The organism is Castellaniella sp. (assembly GCF_034675905.1).
GTDB lineage: Bacteria > Pseudomonadota > Gammaproteobacteria > Burkholderiales > Burkholderiaceae_B > Castellaniella.
Map to the genome: position 1 here is coordinate 199,883 of NZ_JAUCCV010000009.1, position 22,000 is coordinate 221,882.

Annotated in this window: 14 protein-coding genes and 1 pseudogene; 11 read left to right on the forward strand and 4 right to left on the reverse strand. The window is 60.8% G+C overall.

What is annotated here, in order from left to right; all coding sequences use genetic code 11:
- Positions 1–17 precede the first annotated feature (17 nt).
- Positions 18–1,186, forward strand: a pseudogene (locus VDP79_RS09735) (IS30 family transposase).
- 140 nt (positions 1,187–1,326) lie between these two features.
- Here the strand turns inward: VDP79_RS09735 and VDP79_RS09740 are convergent.
- From VDP79_RS09740 to VDP79_RS09750, 3 genes are all read right to left on the reverse strand, one after another.
- Complete coding sequence (locus tag VDP79_RS09740; protein ID WP_323018009.1) at positions 1,327–2,913, reverse strand: AIPR family protein; 1,587 nt, start codon at positions 2,911–2,913, stop codon at positions 1,327–1,329.
- A gap of 449 nt (positions 2,914–3,362) precedes the next feature.
- Entirely contained in the window at positions 3,363–3,794 is a 432-nt protein-coding gene (locus tag VDP79_RS09745; RefSeq protein ID WP_323018010.1) for a hypothetical protein, read from the reverse strand.
- A 40-nt stretch (positions 3,795–3,834) separates the two neighbouring features.
- Complete coding sequence (locus VDP79_RS09750; RefSeq protein WP_323018011.1) at positions 3,835–4,431, reverse strand: hypothetical protein; 597 nt, start codon at positions 4,429–4,431, stop codon at positions 3,835–3,837.
- Between the two features lie 1,790 nt (positions 4,432–6,221).
- On the opposite strand from VDP79_RS09750, the gene VDP79_RS09755 reads away from it, so the two are divergent.
- The 10 genes from VDP79_RS09755 to purL all read left to right on the forward strand — a co-directional run bounded on the left by VDP79_RS09755 (position 6,222) and on the right by purL (position 19,651).
- A complete protein-coding gene (locus tag VDP79_RS09755) occupies positions 6,222–6,572 on the forward strand; it encodes a Spx/MgsR family RNA polymerase-binding regulatory protein (RefSeq protein ID WP_323018012.1) in 351 nt (116 codons plus the stop codon).
- 33 nt (positions 6,573–6,605) lie between these two features.
- On the forward strand, positions 6,606–7,664 hold the full coding sequence (locus VDP79_RS09760) for a DMT family transporter (protein ID WP_323018013.1): 1,059 nt from the start codon (positions 6,606–6,608) through the stop codon (positions 7,662–7,664).
- Between the two features lie 229 nt (positions 7,665–7,893).
- A complete protein-coding gene (locus tag VDP79_RS09765) occupies positions 7,894–9,126 on the forward strand; it encodes a 3-methyl-2-oxobutanoate dehydrogenase (2-methylpropanoyl-transferring) subunit alpha (RefSeq protein WP_323018014.1) in 1,233 nt (410 codons plus the stop codon).
- Positions 9,127–9,128: 2 nt separating this feature from the next.
- Positions 9,129–10,166 carry an alpha-ketoacid dehydrogenase subunit beta gene (locus VDP79_RS09770; RefSeq protein ID WP_323018015.1) on the forward strand — a complete coding sequence of 346 codons (1,038 nt, stop codon included), beginning with the start codon at positions 9,129–9,131 and terminating at the stop codon, positions 10,164–10,166.
- Complete coding sequence (locus tag VDP79_RS09775) at positions 10,166–11,500, forward strand: dihydrolipoamide acetyltransferase family protein (protein ID WP_323018016.1); 1,335 nt, start codon at positions 10,166–10,168, stop codon at positions 11,498–11,500. The genes VDP79_RS09770 and VDP79_RS09775 overlap by 1 nt, the downstream gene beginning before the upstream one ends.
- A 5-nt stretch (positions 11,501–11,505) precedes the next feature.
- A complete protein-coding gene (lpdA, locus tag VDP79_RS09780; protein WP_323018017.1) occupies positions 11,506–12,918 on the forward strand; it encodes a dihydrolipoyl dehydrogenase in 1,413 nt (470 codons plus the stop codon).
- A 127-nt stretch (positions 12,919–13,045) separates the two neighbouring features.
- A complete protein-coding gene (locus tag VDP79_RS09785) occupies positions 13,046–13,990 on the forward strand; it encodes an alpha/beta hydrolase (RefSeq protein WP_323018018.1) in 945 nt (314 codons plus the stop codon).
- A 46-nt stretch (positions 13,991–14,036) separates the two neighbouring features.
- Entirely contained in the window at positions 14,037–14,867 is an 831-nt protein-coding gene (locus VDP79_RS09790) for a PHP domain-containing protein (RefSeq protein WP_323018087.1), read from the forward strand.
- Between the two features lie 15 nt (positions 14,868–14,882).
- A complete protein-coding gene (gene greB / locus VDP79_RS09795) occupies positions 14,883–15,443 on the forward strand; it encodes a transcription elongation factor GreB (RefSeq protein WP_323018019.1) in 561 nt (186 codons plus the stop codon).
- A 161-nt stretch (positions 15,444–15,604) separates the two neighbouring features.
- The gene (purL, locus tag VDP79_RS09800; RefSeq protein ID WP_323018020.1) at positions 15,605–19,651 is read left to right on the forward strand and encodes a phosphoribosylformylglycinamidine synthase; all 4,047 of its coding nucleotides are present in this window, start codon (positions 15,605–15,607) and stop codon (positions 19,649–19,651) included.
- Here the strand turns inward: purL and VDP79_RS09805 are convergent, their stop codons facing one another.
- Positions 19,652–21,988: an acyl-CoA dehydrogenase gene (locus VDP79_RS09805; protein ID WP_323018021.1), complete on the reverse strand. Its 2,337-nt coding sequence runs from the start codon at positions 21,986–21,988 to the stop codon at positions 19,652–19,654.
- Positions 21,989–22,000 lie beyond the last annotated feature (12 nt).

Sequence of the window (22,000 nt, forward strand, 5' to 3'; positions counted from 1 at the left end):
CAGAAGGAGTGTTGCAGATGAAGCAGCGGCCTCGAATCTACTACACGGACGGTCAGAAGGCCGTGATGTGGGAGCGCTGGCGTAAGGGCGAGTCGCTTCAGCAGATCGCCCAGATGTTTGGCCGAAACCACTCCTCGATCCAACGGATTCTTGCTGAGACTGGTGGCATACAACCAGCGCCAAGGTGCCGATCCCGTCTGGCGCTGACGCTAGCCGAGCGCGAGGAGATCTCGCGAGGGTTGATCGCTGGTCATTCAATCCGTTCGATTTCCACAGGTCTCAAGCGAGCGCCCTCCACGGTCAGCCGGGAAGTCCATCGTAACGGAGGGCCATCGGATTATCGCGCCAACCGAGCCGAACAGGCCGCGTGGGACAGGGCACTTCGCCCTAAGACGTGTAAATTGGCAGGCAATCCAAACCTAGCGCACCTTGTGGCTGAGAAGCTCCGGTTGCAGTGGTCGCCGGAACAGATCGCTGGATGGCTGAAGTGTGCCCATCCCACCGACGAGGAATATCAGGTGTCACACGAGACCATCTATCGCACGCTCTTTATCCAGACGCGCGGCGCCTTGAAGAAGGAGCTGTTGGCGCACTTGCGGCGCACTCGAGCCATGCGTCGCTCCCGCCATCATACGCAGAAGGTGGACAACCACGGTCGGATTGTCGGCGCGGTCTCGATCAGCGAGCGTCCTGCTTCAGCGGAAGATCGAGCTGTTCCAGGACATTGGGAAGGGGACTTGCTCTTTGGCAGCAGCAACAGCCAGATTGCGACTCTGGTCGAACGCCAGACGCGTTATGTCATGCTGGTGAAGGTGGCGGCCAAGGATACTAAGACGGTGGTCAATGGGTTGATCAAGAATGCTCGACAACTGCCACGGGAACTCTATAAGTCGCTCACCTGGGATCGAGGCAAAGAGTTGGCAGATCACAAGCGATTCACGTGGCCACCTGGCCACAGATATCAAAGTCTATTTCTGTGACCCTCAGAACCCCTGGCAACGTGGAACGAACGAGAACACCAATGGTCTTGTGCGACAGTACTTGCCAAAGGGAATCGATCTATCCGACTATTCACAGGCCAAGCTCAATGCGATTGCGCGGCGACTAAATGAGCCGTCCGAGAAAAACTCTAAACTACGAGACACCAGCGCAACGGTTCAATAAGACCGTTGCATCCACCGGTTGAATCCACAGCCAAGAGCGGACATCCAGCGTAGACTGACATACGCCTAGTTATACGCTACTTCAAATTTGGCACTTCACATACGGGCCAATCACTACACTATTTTTGGAAAAAATCCACTGCTAAACTCATCTACTACACTTTCAGCTCTTAAGTAGTTCTCGAATTTTTTCGCGAGTAGTTATACCTGCCTCAGATATTATTTTTTCAAGGTGGCCAGCTACCTCTTCGATTTGAATCGAAAACGCTTCGTTATCATTCAAAACGGCAATCACTGCGTCGCGGACTTTTTTTTGCGATTTAGGTGCTGCGTCTAATATATCAGGTGTGCTCCAATGCATTCTAAATAAAGCATATAATGCATAGAATCTATAAATAACCCGTGACCTATCTGTCTTTGCCGTGCGCACTAGGAAGTCAAACTTATACAGTGCTAGAGCAGCCACATGATAGAGCTCAACATTATGACCTTCTGTAAATATCCGCTCCGAAAATTCACTTCGAATCCCCCTATGATCGCGTGCCGCTCGATGCGGTTGGTGGAAAAACATTGCTGCAGCAGCCTTCATCAGATCCGAGGGTTTAAAGATACGCGTGCGTTCAATTGATATGTCTCGATACTGATTATCGCGTCTTTCTATAAATATTCTGCTATCACCACTTTGAAAGGCGCAATACTCTTCTAAGTCCTTCATAAATGGGCGCATCGCCCAAAATTGATCTTCTTTAACTTCGTTTTGCCTGTTAGTGCCAATTATGATACTAGATACAAAATCAATATCACTACAGCCGATTAAGCGTAATGGAACTGATATTCCCTCAGCGTTTTCCCTAATGTGAGCCAATATGTTGGTGGTTTGGCACCCATTAACAATTTGATAGTCTTCAATGGTAAAAGTATCACCTTTGCGATCTATGCTTTTCGAGACCACGGTTATTCCATTGTTTTTGAAAACAAAAGAAGCATTATCACCAGACTCTAACTCTGAAATAATTTTTTTATTTATTTCTGAATCTGGGTTGAAACCCCTAACATTATCGTAGAATAGCGACCTATTTATATGACGAACTCCGTCCTGATCAGGGTCGCCAAGTGATATTTCTAGAATTTCAGATGCAGGAACATACCCTATGTATGCCTCGTCAACCTTCTCATGGGTTGGCATCGTTATCGCTTTTGGAAAATTTATTTTTGCAGATGATGAGTTAGTCGCAGAACGAAAACCATTCTGAATTATTTTGGCGCCCATGCATTCTATTTGGATTTCTTCAAATATATTTAACTCAGACAATCGATCTTTATTGGTGTCAATCAATTTTTGAATCACGGTAGAAACTTGACCCGACCCTGTAGTGCAGTAAAAGCATCTCAATGAGGGACTGGTTTTAGCTGTCACTTCATATATCTTATCTTTCACTTCAACCAGACTCTCTAATTGCGTTCCAGTTGTCAATTCTTGGCTAGTAAAGAAGTCATATACCGCATCCAAAAACCTTGAAATATCACCATAATCTAGTTTGTCCGATGTTTTCGACTGATAGAATCGGAATTCTGAGGTGTGATTTTTTCCAACAGATAGGATATCTTCCGCCTCATCCACATCAGTGCAAAGTGTTCCTTGAATGGAAATAGCAACGCCATCTATACCAAACTCATCTCCCTTTAAGTGAGCCCTAAAGGGGTCAATGTTTTCTCCAAGAAATCCATTTTCCAATGAAAAAATTGACATGACCTCAAAGAAATCTGATTCACTATAGGTTGCGTTGGGGTTCTTTTAATAAATGTACCTAATTGTGCCTTAATAATCGGATTCATTGCCACTTCACTTCCTTTGAGTTTAATTTAATCAAAACTAGACTGTGAAAAAATTCAAGGTGTTTGCTGTATAGCAATTTATTAGACGGCGCATTCTATGATTGAATAAACGTGCTGGCACATTTTTTCTGGCAAATGTAGCCTGCCAATTTCTCCAACCCTATAACCCGTTGGGATTTTAGTTTCTATTAATCAATATAGCCAAAATTCGCACGACTGCTGCATTTCCCGCATGTGAGCTTTGGGTCGAAAGCAGACTTTGTGACATACCTTGGAGAGCCTCTCGTATCGCGGGCTCAATGCTATGGAGAGAGCTGCGATTGCGAAAATTCGATGTCAGCACCCTTTTCGCCCGTCCGAAACTCAGCTCCACCGTGTATGCCGTTCGATCAGCGCAGCGTCGTCTCTGATGCGTGAGAAAGGCTCTATGGCCGCCTTGATTGTTTCTCGGTGTGCGGAGGAGAGCCATTCGTCGGAATCGTCCAGCAGTTCCAGCATCGCTCGAAACACATTGTCCACTACAGCACTGTTGGGCACAATCCACCATTCCCGAACATGCTCGTGGATCATTTGAACAAGGGCCGCATGATCCTGTGGAACGCCGCGAAGCCCCAATTTCGAACCGGCGAACCTTACATAGCCTTTTCCACCTTGCGCGACCAAAGCAACGGCCCGAAAGAGTTCATCCAGATCGCGCTGGTGAATATACGGCTCTGGTTTCTCTGGAATATGGAAAAAGCGCTGCAGCACAATCACGCTCTCGACCAGCCCGGCAGACCACTGTCCATCGCGCATCAGCGCATGTTGGCGCAGATCTCTGGCTACGAATCGCTCATCAAGATGCGCGGCCAGACTCCTCGCGTGTGTGCGATGAAGAATTTCCTTCCACCGCTTTCCAGAAGAAGCGTCTATATATGCGCTGCTTTACTTCGGGCAGCAGCGTCTCTGTCAGCCACTGGAACGCGAATTCACATGCCCACCAGCCACGCGGCGAGAATGCCGGTTTCGAATACGAATCGTCGGGTTGCCACAGCAGCACAACCTCGCGCTCGAATGACAGGCCCTCAATCTTGACGGCGTAGAACACACCGTGATAGCCCGCATCGAAATGCTCAGTCGACTGCTGGTGGTAGGGTTTCAGTATCTCGGAGTTTCCATCAAACATATGCCAGGATGTCGTGCCATTCGAAACGTCATGCTCGTCGGCGAATCTTCTGATCTCGTTCCAGACTTCCAGGCTGATAAGCAGCCAGCCCAACTTTCCTCCCACCCCACGTCTGCCGAACGGGAAATCTTGTGCTGCCCAGGCAGTCTCCATCGACCGGAGAGACTTGCGCATGGCGGTAGCCAGCATATCGGCCACCCATGCGATTTCCCTGACACCATCTTCCTCAAGAGAGAACCGGCAATGCGGTAAGTCGACGATGTACAAGCCGGAATCATGCGGCATTGTCCCAACGATGAATCCGCGGCAGGCGTCTGTCAAAGGTGCATTAGAGCCCGACAGGAACCGCTTCAGAAGCCACTTGTGGTCGAGAGTAATCGTCAGGCCCTGGATGTCCGGCCTATTGAACGTGATTGCGGCCGAGCCTTGACTGAAGCCCCCCTCGGGCAGTATTGCACTAAGCGAAAACCAAGGTCCGTTGGAATCCCAAGAGTTGGCGGCCTGACTGACTCTTCGGTATACCCCATCAACAGCGAGAGCAGGCCTTCGCGCATCGTATGTATCGAACTGAACGTGCGATGATAGAGCGGCCTCCGCCGTGCTCAGGCTATCATGCGAACGACTATCGGGCCCATCGTCGACATTGGCTTGCGTCGTTGCCCCGCATTTCGCGCGCCCAGTCGCGCGCGCGTTCGCGCGGATCGAAGAGTGCCTTGCTGACTAGCTCATAGAAGCCGACACGCTGCATCCAAAGATTAGCGTGATGTTCGACACTAACCCACGGAAAAAATAGTGGTTTTTTTTTTTTTTTTTTTTTTTTTTAGAACGTCCGGATAGAATTTGGACTTTCAGCGTGAGCGTATGTGCAGTCCATAGTTCTGGCGTCTATCCCGACCCGTTTCAAGCGTCCCATTTCCTCTGTCCAGCGGCTGGCCAACGCTCGTCCGACATCCTGTTGCGCAAGAATCAGCGTGAATTTCCTGGTCAACTCCGCCCAGCTTCCGCTCAGAAATCCGTCGATCGCCTCTTTCAAATTCGTGGAAGTGAAGTCCTTCCGGGCCTTGCATTGAAGACACTCAGTTTCTCCGCGGGCTGCTGCTCATCGAATGCAAAAAGATCAATGCCGCCTTGCTCTGTTCCGCTGCGACCGAGACGTTTGCAGCCAATCAGAGCCCGTTCCTTCGTCAAAAGCCACCAGCAAAACTGTTCGAATGTTGTTGCGTTCATTCGAGAGAAATCGAGCAATGGCTCACCAATTGCTGCAGCGGTCCTGAGACCGAAAACTGTCGCATCCGCGACAAGAGATTCCGCCCACTCCTGGGGGAGAGGATTGGGAAAAATGAGTTCGGCATGCTGGTGTCTCGCGTTATCGGCGACAAAAGTTTAATCGACTGCCGAGGCACCGAACTAACTATTACTCGCCGCTGTCCTTTATACTGGCTTTATACAGGGCATACTCAACTTGCAAGTATGAGAAATTCGTGCAGTACTGGATCGCCACCTAGACGACACGCATCCGCTATCCTCCTGTTCGGATCCTCTGCCGACGGCGGCCTCAAGCCTCATAGCAATATCGATCTACCCGTAACTGCCGACGCCTCTCTCGCCGGGTCTTCACCGCGTGGCCTGATGACGGATCTGCTCGACATGTCGGTTTAGCTGGGCGCCAGCAAGACGCTGCTCGCTCGAAGTCACGATGAGGAGTACGACCCAAGGTGATTATGATGCTGTTCGCCACGCTGTGGAGCGTCGCCTTATGGCCGGTGGCTGACCTTCGCGGAGGCCTGCCAACTCTCCCCAACAGCCAGCATCGGCGCGGCCCTCACGCCCCACCCACCCAGCCCACCAGACCAACGACTACACAGCCGAGTCAGAGTGTCGCACACCATAAGCACCCAAAAACCCACTGATTGATACCCATATTCCCCAGACCAACGAGCGCCGCATGAAGCGCCCACTGGCCAGTTATAGTCCCATCGAGTATCGTCATGCGCTCGACTGGCTGGCTACGTCAGCCGCCCAATAACAAATCCACACCCAAAAATGAGCACCCCGCTATGACGGTTACCATCTACGGCATCAAGAACTGCGACACGATGAAAAAGGCCTTCGCATGGCTGGGTGCCCAGGGCATTGATTACACCTTCCACGATTATCGCGTCGCGGGTATCACCCGCGCCGAGGTCGCGGCGTGGGTGGCCGAAGCGGGGCTCGACAAGGTGCTGAACAAAGCGAGCAGGACGTTTCGCGCGCTGCCTGAAGCGGCACGCGACGGTCTGGATGAAGCCAAAGCGATCGATCTGATGGTCGCGGAACCGACGATGATCAAGCGTCCGGTGCTGACGACGCCGCACGGTATTGAAGTCGGTTTCAAGCCCGAGCGCTATGCAACGATTTTCGCGATGTAAGCTTACTGCCTTGCTCAGGTGCTGGACGTTCATATGCCTCTTTCCGATTGGAAGCGGAATCTGCATCAAGCCGGCGTTCTGTCCGCCTTGGCGGCGGCGCTGTTGTTTGGCGCTGGCACGCCATTGGCCAAGGTCTTGCTGGAACGCGTGGATCCGTGGATGCTGGCGGGTCTGTTGTATCTGGGGGCGGGCGTCGGTCTGACGCTATATCGCCGCCTGACGCATGCACCGTCGGTGCGGCTATCGCGCCGGGAGGCGCCGTACTTGTTCGGGGCGATCGGCGCCGGCGGCGTGCTGGGACCGGTTTTGCTTATGCTGGGTTTGACCGGAATGCCCGCGTCAGGCGCTTCCTTGCTGCTCAATGCCGAAGGCGTGTTGACGGCGTTGTTGGCCTGGTTCGTCTTCAAAGAAAATGTGGATCGCAGGATTGCGTGGGGCATGGCGGCTATCGTTGCCGGGGCCTTGGTGCTGAGCTGGCCCGGTGAGGCGCGTTTTTCCGGGGTCTGGCCGGCTTTGGCGGTGCTGGGGGCTTGCCTGGCGTGGGGGATCGATAACAACCTGACGCGCAAGGTTGCGCTGACCGATGCCACCTGGATCGCCGCGGTTAAAGGCCTTGTGGCTGGCAGCGTGAATGTCATGCTGGCGCTGGTTTTGGGCGCCTCCTGGCCTGCATGGCCCAGTGTGGCAGGCGCCATGGTGGTGGGGTTTTTGGCGTATGGCGTCAGTCTGGCGCTGTTTGTGGTCGGCTTGCGTCATCTGGGAACGGCGCGGACCGGCGCCTATTTTTCGGTCGCGCCGTTCTTTGGCGCGATGCTGGCGGTCGCCTTGGGTGAGTCGCTTACCGCGCCCTTGTTGCTAGCGGGGGCCTTGATGGCCGTGGGGGTCTACTTGCATCTGACCGAGCGGCATAGCCATGTCCATACGCATGACGCGCTGGAACATCAGCATCGGCATGCTCATGACGCGCATCATCAACATGCGCACGACGAGCCGGTTGCGCCGGGAACCGTGCATAGCCATTGGCATCGGCATGAACCGATGACGCATGATCATGCGCATTTTCCGGACGCTCACCACCAACACCGGCACTGACTTGTGATGCGCCAGCTGGCAAACCGGGGTAAATGCCCGGTCGCGCAGCACCCGTCTGTCGATGTACAGTGTTCTTGAGTCGTCTCGTTGTGATTGGCGCGGACGGCGCCCGTAGTGGTTTACGCGATCTTGCGCAGCATGGCAGGATCAGCGATGATGCGGCAGCCGTCCACAAGACGACTATTGCCCGTCAACGGGTTATTGGCAAATCCAAAAGATTTCTGCGACCATGACACAGACACCGCTGAAGTTCTATGTCCCCGAACCCTCGGGGCGTCCCGGTCAGGCGACCGATTTTTCCTATCTGCAGCTGCAGCCGGCAGGCGCCGCCCGCAAACCTCCCATCGATACCATCCCCTACGATACGCGCGATCTGGCATTGGGCCTGATCCGGGTGCTGGACGATGACGGCCATGCCGTCGGCCCCTGGGCTGAAAACCTGCCCGACGATGATGTCTTGCGCCGGGGCATGCAGGCCATGATCAAGACGCGCATCTTCGATGCCCGCATGGTCATCGCCCAACGCCAGAAAAAAACCTCTTTCTACATGCAATGCCTGGGCGAGGAAGCCATCGCCATCGGCCAGTCGCTGGCGCTGCAGCAGGGCGATATGCATTTTCCGTCCTACCGCCAGCAGGGGCTGCTGATTGCGCAGGACTACCCCCTGTTCGACATGATGTGCCAGATCTTTTCAAACGACAAAGATCCGCTGAAAGGCCGCCAGTTGCCGGTGCTGTATTCCGTGCCGGAAAAGGGCTTTTTCACCTTGTCGGGCAACTTGGGCACGCAGATGCCGCAGGCCGTGGGCTGGGCCATGGCATCCGCCATCAAAGGCGATACCCGCATCGCCTGCGGCTGGATCGGCGACGGCGCCACCGCCGAATCCGACTATCAGACGGCGCTGCTGTTTGCCAATGTCTACCGCGCCCCGGTAATTCTGAACGTGATCAACAATCAATGGGCCATTTCCACCTTTCAGTCGGTGGCGGGCGGCGAGGGCATTACCCTGGCGGCGCGCGGGATCGGTTCCAATGTGGCGTCCCTGCGGGTGGACGGCAATGATTTCCTGGCGGTGTATGCCGTGTCGCGTTGGGCGGCTGAACGGGCCCGCAGCAACTGCGGCGCCACGCTGATCGAATGGGTCAGCTACCGGGCCGGGCCGCATTCGACGTCCGATGATCCCTCCAAGTACCGGCCGGCAGACGATTGGTCGCGGTTTCCTCTGGGGGACCCGATTCCCCGCCTGAAGCAATACTTGATCGGGCGCGGCATTTGGTCCGAAAAAGAACACCAGGAAACGCAGAAATCCTGCGAGGCCGAGATCGTCGCGGCCCAGAAAAAAGCGGAAGCCCATGGCACGCTGGCCACGGGACGCACGTCCAGCGTGGCCACCATGTTCGAGGACGTTTATAAAGACATGCCGGAACACTTGCGCCGGCAGCGCCAGGAACTGGGGGTGTGATCATGACGCAGAACACAATGAAAACACGCCCCATGACCATGATCCAGGCCTTGCGATCCGCCATGGACATCATGCTGGAGCGCGATGACAACGTGGTTGTCTTTGGCGAGGACGTCGGCTATTTCGGCGGCGTGTTCCGCTGCACCGAAGGCCTGCAGGCCAAATACGGCCAGTCGCGGGTGTTCGATGCGCCGATTTCCGAAAGCGGCATCGTGGCTGCCGCCGTCGGCATGGGGGCCTACGGTCTGCGCCCGGTGGTGGAAATCCAGTTTGCCGACTATTTCTACCCGGCGGCCGATCAGATTTTTTCAGAGGCCGCCCGGATGCGCTACCGCTCGGCGGGCGGTTATACGGCGCCGCTGACGATTCGCATGCCTTGCGGCGGCGGTATTTTCGGCGGCCAGACGCACAGCCAAAGCCCCGAGGCCCTGTTCACGCATGTCTCGGGTCTGCGAACGGTGATGCCGTCCAACCCCTACGACGCCAAGGGCCTGCTGATCAGTTCTATCGAGAACGATGATCCTGTCATCTTCCTGGAACCCAAACGCCTGTACAACGGGCCGTTCGACGGCCATCACGATCAGCCGGTCGTGCCCTGGTCCAAGCATCCGCTGGGCAATGTCCCCGAAGGCTATTACAACGTGCCGCTGGACAAGGCTGCGCTCTACCGCGAGGGCCGCGAACTGACCGTGTTGACCTACGGCACCATGGTCTATGTGGCGGAAGTCGCCGCCCGCGATGCCGGCATTGAGGCCGACATCATCGATTTGCGCAGCCTGTGGCCGCTGGACCTGGATGCCATCCTGACATCCGTGCGCAAGACCAGCCGTTGCGTGGTGCTGCACGAGGCCACCCGCACCAGCGGTTTCGGCGCCGAACTCTGCGCCCTGGTCCAGGAACATTGTTTCTATCATCTCGAAGCTCCGATCGAGCGCATCACGGGGTGGGATACGCCGTATCCGCATTCCCATGAATGGGCGTATTTCCCCGGCCCCAAACGGGTGGCCGAGGCGTTCAAACGTGCGTTCCGGGAGGCATAATGGGCATTCATATCATCAAGATGCCGGATATCGGCGAAGGCATCGCGGAAGTCGAACTCGTCGAATGGCACGTCCAGCCGGGTGATGCGGTGGTCGAGGACCAGATCCTCGCCGACGTCATGACCGACAAGGCCACCGTGCAGGTGCCGTCCCCCGTGCATGGGCAGGTCGTCTCATTGGGCGGGCAGGTCGGTCAGGTGATGGCGGTCGGGTCCGAGCTGATCCGTCTGGAAGTCTCCGGCGAAGGCAACGAACACCTGTTCAAGACCCGCGCCGCGCCGGCTGAATCGTCTCGGACGCAGGCCGCTGCACAAGCGGCGCCTGTGGCGGCGGCGGTCGAGATCGCTCCCGCTGTCTCCGCCCCCGCCCCGGCAGCGGCAACGGTCGCCGCGCCTGCGGCCCCCGCAGTTTCGGCGCCGCATGCGACGACCCACGCGCCTGCGCGGCCTGAAGGGCAACGGCCTCTGGCTTCACCTGCCGTGCGTCGTCGCGCCTGGGACCTGGGCGTGACCCTGCAGTATGTGCCGGGCAGCGGGCCGGCAGGCCGCATCACGCAGGGCGACCTGGACGCCTGGCTGGCGCGCGATCGCAACGATACTTCGCACCGCACCACCGGCGCCCTGTATCAGTCGCACAACGACGAAACCGCAGTGCCGGTGATCGGCCTGCGGCGCAAGATCGCGCAGAAAATGCAGGAAGCCAAGCGGCGTATCCCGCATTTCACCTATGTCGAGGAAATCGACGTCACCGAACTGGAATCCCTGCGCAGCCGGCTCAATGCCCGCTACAGCACGGAACGCGGCAAACTGACCTTGCTGCCCTTCCTGGCCCGCGCCATGGTGTTGGCCCTGCGGGAATTTCCGCAGATCAACGCCCGCTTTGATGACGAGGCCGGGGTGGTGACGCAGTTCGGCGCCGTGCACCTGGGGGTGGCGGCCCAGACGCCGTCGGGCCTGATGGTGCCGGTGGTGCATCATGCGGAAACCCTGGATCTATGGTCTTGCGCCGCCGAGATCATCCGCCTGGCCGAAGCCGCCCGTCAGGGCAAGGCCGCGCGCGATGAACTGACCGGCTCCACCATCACCATCACCAGTCTGGGGCCGCTGGGCGGCATCGTGTCCACTCCCGTGATCAATCACCCCGAGGTCGCCATCGTGGGCGTCAACCGGGTGGTCGAACGTCCGGTCTTCGAAGAAGGCCGGGTGGTGGCCCGCAAGCTCATGAATCTGTCCTCGTCCTTTGATCATCGCGTGGTCGACGGCATGCACGCCGCCGAGTTCATCCAGTGCATCCGGCGCTATCTGGAATGCCCGGCGCTTCTGTTTGTGGAGTAAGCAGCATGTCCAATCCCCTCAATACCACCTTGTTGATCGTCGGTGGCGGCCCTGGCGGGTACGTGGCGGCCATCCGGGCCGGCCAGTTGGGCATCCCGACCGTGCTGGTCGAGGGCGCCACCCTGGGCGGCACCTGCCTGAATATCGGCTGCATTCCGTCCAAGGCGCTGATCCACGTGGCGGAACAGTTCCATGCCCTGCAGGGCTATGCCGGGGATTCGCCGTTGGGCATCCGCACCCAGGCGCCGGAACTGGACCTGGATCGCAGCATTGCCTGGAAGGACGGCATCGTCAAAAAGCTGACGACAGGGATCGGGGCCTTATTGAAAAAGCACAAGGTCACGGTCGTTCAAGGCTGGGCGCACATTGTCGACGGCAAGACCGTCGATGTCGATCCGGTGGTCAAGGGCAAGGCGGGCGCGCCCCAGCGCATCCGCTGCGAACACCTGTTGCTGGCCACCGGGTCCGAGCCCGCCGCCTTGCCCTTCATGCCGTTTGGCGGCCCGGTGATTTCCTCCACCGAAGCCCTGTCGCCCAAGAAACTGCCTAAATCCCTGGCGATTGTGGGCGCAGGCTATATCGGCCTGGAGCTGGGCACGGTATATCGCAAGCTGGGCGTCAAGGTGGATGTGATCGAGGCTCAGGACCGCATCCTGCCCGTCTACGACGCCGATCTGGTCAAGCCCGTGCACAAGGCGCTGAAATCCCTGGGCATCGGCCTGCATCTGCAGACCCAGGTGCTGGGGTTGGCTGAGGACGGCAAGGGTCTGCGCATCCAGCCGCCCAAGGCGGATGAACAGATACTGGCCGCCCAGCAGATTCTGGTGGCGGTGGGACGCAAGCCCCGTAGCCGGGGATTCGGCCTCAGTTCCCTGATGCTGGATATGGACGGCCTGGCGGTGCGGGTGGATGAGCGTTGCCGCACTTCCATGAACGGGGTGTGGGCCATCGGCGACCTGACCGGCGAACCCATGCTGGCTCATCGCGCCATGGCGCAGGGCGAATGCGTGGCCGAACAGATCGCCGGCCAGACCCGGCGTTTTGCGCCTGCCGCTATTCCCGCCGTGTGCTTCACGGACCCCGAAGTCGTCACGGCGGGGTTGTCGCCGCAGCAGGCCGCTGCCGCCGGCCTCGATGCGATCGAAGGCGTCTTTCCCCTGGCGGTCAATGGGCGGGCCATGACGCTGGAATCCACGGATGGCTTTGTGCGCGTCGTGGCGCGGCGTGACAACCACCTGATCCTGGGCTGGCAGGCCGTGGGGCGGGGCGTATCCGAATTCGCTGCGGCTTTTGGCCAATCCATCGAAATGGGGGCTTGCCTGGAGGATGTCGCACACACCATCCACGCCCATCCCACCCAGGGCGAAGCCATCCAGGAAGCAGCCTTGCGGGCGCTGGGGCAGGCGCTGCACATCTAAGGCGCTTTTCTGCGACGGCGCAGACCCGCTTTGGGGCGACCAAGGCGGGGTCTCGTACGTCGTGCAAGCCAAGGCGGGCAGGCCGACTACAATCGAAAGACCCTCTTCTTCGCCCAAGGCTGCGACCATGTCTGCCATTGCCCATTCGGCCACCGAACCCCGCCTGAATTCCGTCACCTGCGCCAGTCCCGCCGGCCTGCATCGCATGGCCTACTGGGAATGGGGCGACCCCGACAATGATCGGGTGCTGCTGTGCGTGCATGGCCTGACGCGCACCGGGCGCGATTTCGATGTGCTGGCTCAGACGCTGCAAAACGATTATCGGGTGGTGTGTCCCGACGTAGCGGGACGCGGGCGATCCGACTGGCTGATCGACCCGGCAGGCTACGTGGTGCCGCAGTATGTGGCCGATATGGTGGCGCTGGTCGCCCGCCTGGCGCCTGGGCGGCTGGACTGGGTGGGTACGTCCATGGGTGGCCTGATCGGCCTGGGTCTGGCGGGCGCCGCGACGATGTCGCCGGCGCTGCGCCCTGGCCGGGGCCGATGGGGCCTGGGCGCCGCGCCGGACATTCCCTTTGGCCGCATGGTGTTCAACGACATTGGTCCTGCTTTGAATCTGGATGGTCTGTCGCGTATCGGCAGCTATGTCGGTCAGGATATCCGCTTCGCCTCGTTTCAGCAGGCGGTGGATTATGTGCAGGCCGTGTCCCAGGGCTTCGGTCCGCACGATGCAGCCGGTTGGGCAGCGCTGACCGAACACGTCTTTCATGAACAGGACGGGCAATGGGTCAAACATTACGATTTGCGCATGGCCCAGCCTTTTGCCTTGCAGACGCCGCAAGCCACCGCTGCCGCTGAAACGCTGCTGTGGCAGGCCTGGGATCATCTGCCTGTGCCGGCGCTGATCATGCGGGGCGAGCAGTCCGACATTCTGTCGACCCAGACCGCACAGCAGATGGTCAGCCGCAACGCCCGTGCCCGCTGCGTGGAATTCGCAGGGGTTGGACATGCCCCCACGCTGCGGTCCGGCGAACAGATCGACGCCGTGCGGCAGTTCCTGCTGGCGCCTTGATTGCCTGCAGGGCGGGGCGCGCTCGTGTACAGTCGGACAGATGATGTTGAATATTGATTTACATAGCCATTCCATGCAGTCCGATGGCGTGCTGTCGCCGACGGATGTCGCCGAGCGGGCGCATGCCAACGGGGTGGACTGGTGGGCGCTGTCGGATCACGACGAGACCAGCGGCTTGGCCGAGGCCGCACAAGCCGCTGCCAATCTGGATATGGGCTTTATTCCGGGGGTGGAAATTTCTGTCACCTTCTGCGACAAGACGGTTCACATCCTGGGGCTGCATATCGACCCGGCCAATGCCGATCTGGCCGCCGGCTTGGCTGCCATCCGCCGCAGCCGCTTTGACCGGGCGCATCGGATGGCTGATCGTCTGGCCGATTGCGGGATCGCGGATGCCTTCGAGGGCGCGTTGCGCTATGTAGACAATCCGGATCTGATCAGCCGCGTGCATTTCGCCCGCCATCTGCGGGAACAGGGGCATGTCAAATCGCTGCAGCAGGCCTTTGACCGGTATCTGGGGGACGGCAAGCGGGCGTCCGTCGTGATCCAGTGGGCCAGCCTGGAACAGGCGCTGGGCTGGATACGGGCGGCGGGCGGCAAGGCGGTGATCGCTCATCCGGGGCGCTACAAATATACGCCCCAGCAGCATGACGCCCTGTTTCAGACCTTCAAGGACCTGGGCGGGCAGGGGATCGAAGTTGTCACCGGCAGCCACACGCCGGCGCAATACAAGCAATACGCCAAGCTGGCGGCTGCCTATGGATTTCAGGCCTCGCGTGGGTCGGATTTTCATGCGCCGGGCGCCGGGCGGGTCGATCTGGGCGGCATGCCGGATCTGCCTGACGGTTTGATCCCTGTCTGGCAAGACTGGATTTGATGCGGGAGACCGAACATGAACAAAGCCTTTGTCAAAGAATCCGACAGGGACGAGGACGACGATCTGCCTGAAATCCAGTCCCTGCCTGCCGGCACGAAAAACTATATGACCACGACGGGCTACCAGACGCTGAACGACGAACGGATGCATCTGCTGAACGTCGAGCGGCCCGAGATGGTGCAGATCGTGTCCTGGGCGGCGTCCAACGGCGACCGCTCTGAAAACGGCGACTATATCTACGGCAAGAAACGCCTGCGGGAAATCGACCGGCGCGTCCGTTTCCTGACGCGCCGCCTGGAATCCGCCGAGATCGTCGATCCGGCCCTGCAGCCCAATCGCGATCAGGTGTTCTTTGGCGCCACCGTGCATTACAGCGATAGCCAGGGTCAGGAATTCACCGTCACGATCGTGGGGGTGGACGAGGCCGAGCCGCTGCTGGGGCGCATCAGCTGGGTGTCGCCGGTCGCGCGCGCCTTGATCAAGGCGCACGAGGGCGATACCGTGACCCTGCGCACCCCGGCGGGTATCGAAGAACTGGACGTCCTGGACGTCAGTTATCCGCCTGCGCCGAACTGAATCAGTTCGCGTCTCGCGCAGCCGGCTGGATGGATCGGATTGCGTCGATCCTGAGCCGGCAGGCCAGACCCGCCGAGAGGGTAACGAGGACATAGGCCTGCTGTCGGCCCGATCCCGGTAAAATGGAGGATTATTCCTTTGTTTGTCTTGGGCCTTCTGTCGTGACCACCGTATTGATCATTCCCGGTTCTGCTGCTTTGTCCGATTTTCGCCGGCAGCGTCTGCTGCGCACCCTGACGGATCAGGGCCTGCCGGTGGCGGCAGTGGCGGCTCAGTCCTGCTATTTCGTCGGGGTTGACGGGGATCTGTCCGATGCCGACCGGGCACGGCTGGATGCCTTGCTGGATGATGGCCGTCGCGAACCCTGGCAGGCTGACCGCCATGCCGTGGAATTTCTGGTGGTGCCGCGTCTGGGCACGATTTCCCCCTGGGCCAGCAAGGCAACCGATATCGCCCGGCATTGCGGTCTGCCGCAGGTGCATCGCATCGAACGCGGCGTGCGTTACGCCATCCAGCCCGAACGCCGTTTGCTGAGCGCCCAGAAACTGGATGATCGCCAGATTCAGGCGGTTGCCGCTGCGCTGCATGACCGCATGACGGAGACCGTCGTCGCGGCGGATTTCGACGGGCAGGCGCTGTTCGCGCCGGTGTCCGGACAGCCGGTGCAGGCGGTGCCCGTCATGGCCCAGGGCCGTGCAGCGTTGGACGACTGCAATACCCGCCTGGGCCTGGCGCTGTCGGCCGATGAAATCGATTATCTGCTGCGCGCCTACCGCGATCTGGGGCGCGACCCCACCGACGTCGAATTGATGATGTTCGCGCAGGCCAATAGCGAGCATTGCCGCCATAAGATCTTCAATGCCCACTGGACGCTGGACGGCCAGGCGCAGACGCAGACGCTGTTCGACATGATTCGCGCCACCCATGCGGCCCAGCCCGAAGGCACCGTCGTGGCGTATTCCGACAATGCCGCCGTCATGGCAGGCGGCCCGGCGTCGATCTTTCATGCGGGCGCCGCCCAGGATACGGTCTATCGTCGTCACGACGTCACGGCCCACATCCTGATGAAGGTCGAAACCCACAACCATCCCACCGCGATTGCGCCGTTTCCCGGCGCGGCCACCGGGGCAGGCGGGGAAATCCGCGACGAGGGCGCCACGGGCCGGGGTTCCAAACCCAAGGCCGGTCTGACGGGCTTTACGGTGTCCAATCTGCGGGTGGACGGTGCCGTCGAACCCTGGGAAGGCCCGGCCAGCGCGCCGGAGCGCATCGCCACGCCCCTGGACATCATGATCGAAGGCCCTGTCGGCGGGGCGGCGTTCAATAATGAGTTCGGCCGGCCGAACCTGCTGGGCTATTTCCGCAGCTTCGAACAGACAGTGGATGGCGTGCGCTGGGGCTATCACAAGCCCATCATGCTGGCCGGCGGCCTGGGCCAGATCGATGCCCGCCTGACGCATAAGGATCCCTTGCCCCCGGGGGCGCTGCTGGTTCAGCTGGGCGGTCCCGGCATGCGTATCGGCATGGGCGGCGGCGCCGCGTCCAGCATGGGCGCCGGCACCAATCAGGCCGACCTGGATTTCGATTCCGTGCAGCGCGGCAATCCGGAAATGCAGCGCCGCGCCCAGGAAGTCATCGACCGCTGCTGGCAGCAGGGGGGCGACAACCCCATCCTGGCCATCCACGACGTGGGCGCGGGCGGCCTGTCCAATGCTTTCCCCGAGCTGGTCAATGACGCCGGGCGGGGGGCTGAATTCGAATTGCAGCGCGTGCAGCTGGAAGAATCCGGTCTGTCGCCCGCTGAAATCTGGAGCAACGAATCTCAGGAGCGCTATGTGCTGGCCGTGCTGCCGGCGGATCTGGATCGTTTCGCCCGGATCGCGGATCGCGAGCGCTGTCCCTATGCGGTCGTGGGTATCGCCACGGAAGAACGCCGCCTGCGTGTGACCCTGGGCGAGGGCCTGCCCGGCCTGGATCGCCCGGAGGGCGAGCTGCCCGCCACCAGCCTGCGGCCCGTGGATGTGCCGGTGGACGTGATCCTGGGCAAACCGCCGCGCATGCAGCGCGAAGCGACCCGTTCAACGGTCGCCAGCCAGCCGCTGGATCTGTCCGGTGTTGAACTGCCCGATGCGGTGGAACGCGTGCTGCGCCATCCGACGGTGGCCAGCAAATCTTTCTTGATCACCATCGGCGATCGCACGGTGGGCGGCCTGACGGCCCGCGATCAGATGGTCGGTCCGTGGCAGATCCCTGTCGCCGATTGCGCCGTCACTCTGCGCGACTACGAAGGCGTGGCCGGCGAGGCCATGGCCCTGGGCGAACGCAGCCCCATCGCCGTGATCAATCCGGCGGCTTCCGGTCGCATGGCGGTGACGGAAGCCCTGACCAACCTGGTCGCCGCCGGGGTGGCCCGCCTGGAAGACATCAAACTATCCGCCAACTGGATGGCGGCCTGCGGCGCGCCGGGCCAGGATGCGGCCTTGTTCGATACCGTGGCAGCCGTCAGCGACTGGTGCCAGACTCTGGGCCTGTCGATTCCGGTGGGCAAGGATTCCCTGTCCATGCGCACCGCCTGGCAGGACGATGCCGGTGATCAGCAAGTCGTGTCCCCGGTGTCGCTGGTCGTCACGGCTTTTGCGCCGGTGGCGGACGTGCGCGCCACGGTTACCCCGCAGCTGCGCACCGATGCGGGCGATTCCGTGTTGCTGCTGATCGATCTGGGCGAAGGCCGTCAGCGCATGGGCGGTTCCGTCCTGGGTCAGGTCTATGGCGGCATGGGCGCTGAAACCCCCGATATGCAGGACGGCAATCTGCTGCGCACCGCCTTTCTGACGGTGCGTGAACTGGTGGCGCGCGGCTGGGTGCTGGCCTGCCACGATCGTTCCGATGGCGGGCTGCTGGCCGCCGCCGCGGAAATGGCCTTTGCCGGTCACGTGGGCGTGTCCTTGAATCTGGACATGCTGACCATCGACCCGCACACCGCCGACGCCGGCGACTACAAGATCCGCAACGATCAGGTCGCGGTCCTGCATCACGAACACAATCTGACGGCGCTCTTCAACGAAGAAGCCGGCTGGCTGCTGCAAGTGCCTCGCGCCCATCGCGACGAGATTCTGCAGTTCCTGCGCCAGGCCGGTCTGGCGGCCATCACGCAGGTCGTTGGCATGTTGAACACCAGACAGGAACTGCAGGTGTTCCGCGACGGCGCCATTCTGTATCACCGACCCTTGTCCGAACTGGGGCAGATCTGGAGCGAGACCACCCGCCGCATCATGGCGCGGCGCGATCACCCCGATTGCGCTCAGGCAGAATATGACACCTGGCTGGACGTGGATAATCCGGGGCTGACGCCGACAGTCGGCTTTGATCCGCAGCAGGACGTGGCGGCGCCGTTCATCGCCAGCGGCGCGCGTCCTCGGGTCGCCATCCTGCGCGAACAGGGCTGCAACAGCCAGGTGGAAATGGCCTGGGCCTTCGACGTGGCCGGCTTCCAGTCCGTGGACGTGCACATGACCGACCTGCTGGCCGGGCGCATCCGCCTGGACGATATGCAGGGCCTGGTCGCGGTGGGCGGTTTCAGCTACGGCGACGTGCTGGGCGCAGGCGAGGGCTGGGCGCGCACCATTCGTTTCAATGCAGCCTTGTCCGATCAATTCGGCGGGTTCTTTGCGCGCCCGGACATCTTTGCCCTGGGTGTCTGCAACGGCTGCCAGATGCTGGCCGCTCTGGCCGATATGATTCCGGGCGCGCAGCACTGGCCGCGTTTCACCCGCAACATCTCGGAAAAATACGAGGCGCGGCTGTCGCTGGTGGAAATTCTGGATTCACCGTCCTTGTTCTTTGCCGGCATGGCCGGGGCGCAAGTGCCCATCGCCGTGGCGCATGGCGAGGGCTACGCCGATTTCAGCCGCCAGGGCGATGCCAGGCAAGTGCTGGCGGCGGCGGCCTTTGTGGACAATCGCGGGGTGCGTACCCAGGCGTATCCGGCCAATCCCAACGGCAGTCCCGATGGCCTGACCGCCGTCACCACGGCGGATGGCCGCTTCACCGCCATGATGCCGCACCCGGAACGGGTCACGCGCAACGTCGCCATGTCCTGGCGTCCAGCCCGTTGGGGCGCGGCGGATCAGGGCGGGGATGACACGGTGCACGGCGGCTACACCCCCTGGATGCGGATGTTCCGCAACGCCCGGGTGTTCCTCGACTGATCAACCCCGTGCCTGTGCTCCCGACGGCCCCTGGAAGTCGGGGGCGAAATCGTCCACGGCAATCACCCGGTCGTGCAGGGCGTTGCGTTCGCGCAGACGTTCGTATTCCTCGTCCGTCAGCCCGCCTGCGGCATGAACGGCCTCGGCGATGTCGCGCACGTTGGCGCGCGGATCGGCGGCGGGGATCTGTCCCGATTTTTCGAATGCGCGCACGCGGGCGTCCAGCGATTGCGTGTCCAGCACGGCCTGCAACGCGGCTTCCAGGACGCCTATGGGATCTTCCAGATCCGTGGGCACGTGGACCAGTCGGGTCAGGCGATCTCGGGCGGGGCCTGGCGCGCAGAGCGCATCCGCCACGGCGGCGGATAGCGCATCCGAGGGCGGCGAGAAGCTGCGGCCCCAGGGGAACAGCAGCACTTTCAGCGTGCAGGCCAGGAAACGGTTGGGGAAATTGCGCAGCACCCCGTCGATGGCGTCCTGCGCCCGGCAGAACGCATCCTGGATGGCCCAGTGCGCCAGCGGCGCATCGGCGGTCTGGCGGCCTTCATCCTGGAAACGCTTGAGCGTCGCGGAAACCAGGTAGAGCTGCGACAGCACGTCGCCCAGGCGGGCGGACAGGGATTCACGGCGCTTCAGCGATCCGCCCAGCACCAGCATGGCAACATCCGCCAGGGTAGCGAAGGCGGCGGAAAATCGTGTCAGTTGCCGGTAGTAGCGCGCCATGCCGGGATCGACGCCGGTGTCGGGGCGGGCCAGCAGGGCGCCGGTCCAGCCGTGCCAGATCGCGCGCATTTTATTGCCTGCGGTATGGCGCATGTGCCCCCAGAACGCCGTGTCGAAATCCGCCAACCCCTGTTCCGGGTCGCTGGCCTGCGCCGCCCGCATTTCCGCCAGCACGAAGGGGTGGCAGCGGATGGCGCCCTGGCCGAAGATGATCAGGCTGCGCGTCAAGATGTTGGCGCCTTCGACGGTGATGCCCACGGGAATCTGCTGGTAGGCCCGCCCCAGAAAGTTCTGCGGCCCCAGGATGATGCCCTTGCCGCCGAGAATGTCCATGCCGTCGTTGACCACGTCCCGCCCGCGTTCCGTGATGTGATATTTGGCGATGGCCGACAGGACGGCGGGCTTCTCGCCCAGATCGACTGCGCCTGCGGTCATGGAACGCACGGCGTCCATCAGATAGGTGTTCGCGCCGATGCGGGCCAGCGGTTCGATGACGCCTTCGAAATGATGGATGCGGGTGCGGAACTGATCACGGACCGCGCTGTAGGCGCCGACCGTCCGGGCCGTCAGTTGCGCCATGCCGGCATAGGATGCGGGCAGCGAGATCGAGCGCCCGGCTGCCAGGCATTCCATCAACATGCGCCAGCCCTGGCCTGCGCGTTCCGGGCCGCCGATGATGAAGTCCAGCGGCATGAAGACGTCGCGCCCTTGTGTGGGGCCGTTCATGAACATGGCGTCCAGCGGAAAATGGCGCCGACCGATCTCGACGCCGGGGTGGTCGCGCGGCACCAGGGCGCAGGTGATGCCGATGTCGGGTTCATCGCCCAGCAGCCCGTCCGGGTCATAGAGCCGGAACGCCAGGCCCAGCACCGTGCAGACCGGCCCCAGCGTGATGTAGCGCTTGTCCCAGGTGACGCGCATGCCCAGGGTTTCCCGGCCTTGCCACAGCTCTTTGCAGACGATGCCGTGATCCGGGATGGCGGCGGCGTCCGACCCGGCCCAGGGGCTGGTCAGGCCGAAGGCAGGGATCTCTTCGCCGCGCGCCAGGCGGGGCAGGTAGTGATTTTTCTGTTCTTCCGTGCCGTAGTGCAGCAGCAATTCGGCAGGCCCCAGGGAATTGGGCACCATGACGGTGACCGACAGCGCGGAATTGCGCGATGCCAGGCGGGTCACGACCGCTGAATGGGCGCTGGCGGAGAACTCCAGCCCGCCGTATTGCTTCGGGATGATCATGCCGAAGAAACGGTGCGTCTTGATGTAGTCCCAGGCCTCGGCAGGCAGGTCCAGGTCCTGGCGCGTGACCTGCCAGTCGCGCACCAGGGCGCACAGCGTTTCGACTTCGTGATCCAGAAAGGACTGTTCTTCGTCCGACAGCCGGGGCGCAGGGATGGCATGCAGGGCGCGGGCGCTGGGCCGTCCGGAAAAGAGGTCGCCGTCCCACCAGACCGTGCCGGCCTCCAGGGCCTCGCGTTCGGTGTCCGACATGCGGGGCAGGATGCGCCGGAACAACCGGTACAAGGGCCGGCTGAGAAATCTCAGGCGCCAGTCCCGCCGCGTCAGCACGCAAGCCAGCGCAATCAGGATGAGGATGATCAGAAGCAGCACGACAGTCATGACGCGACTCCA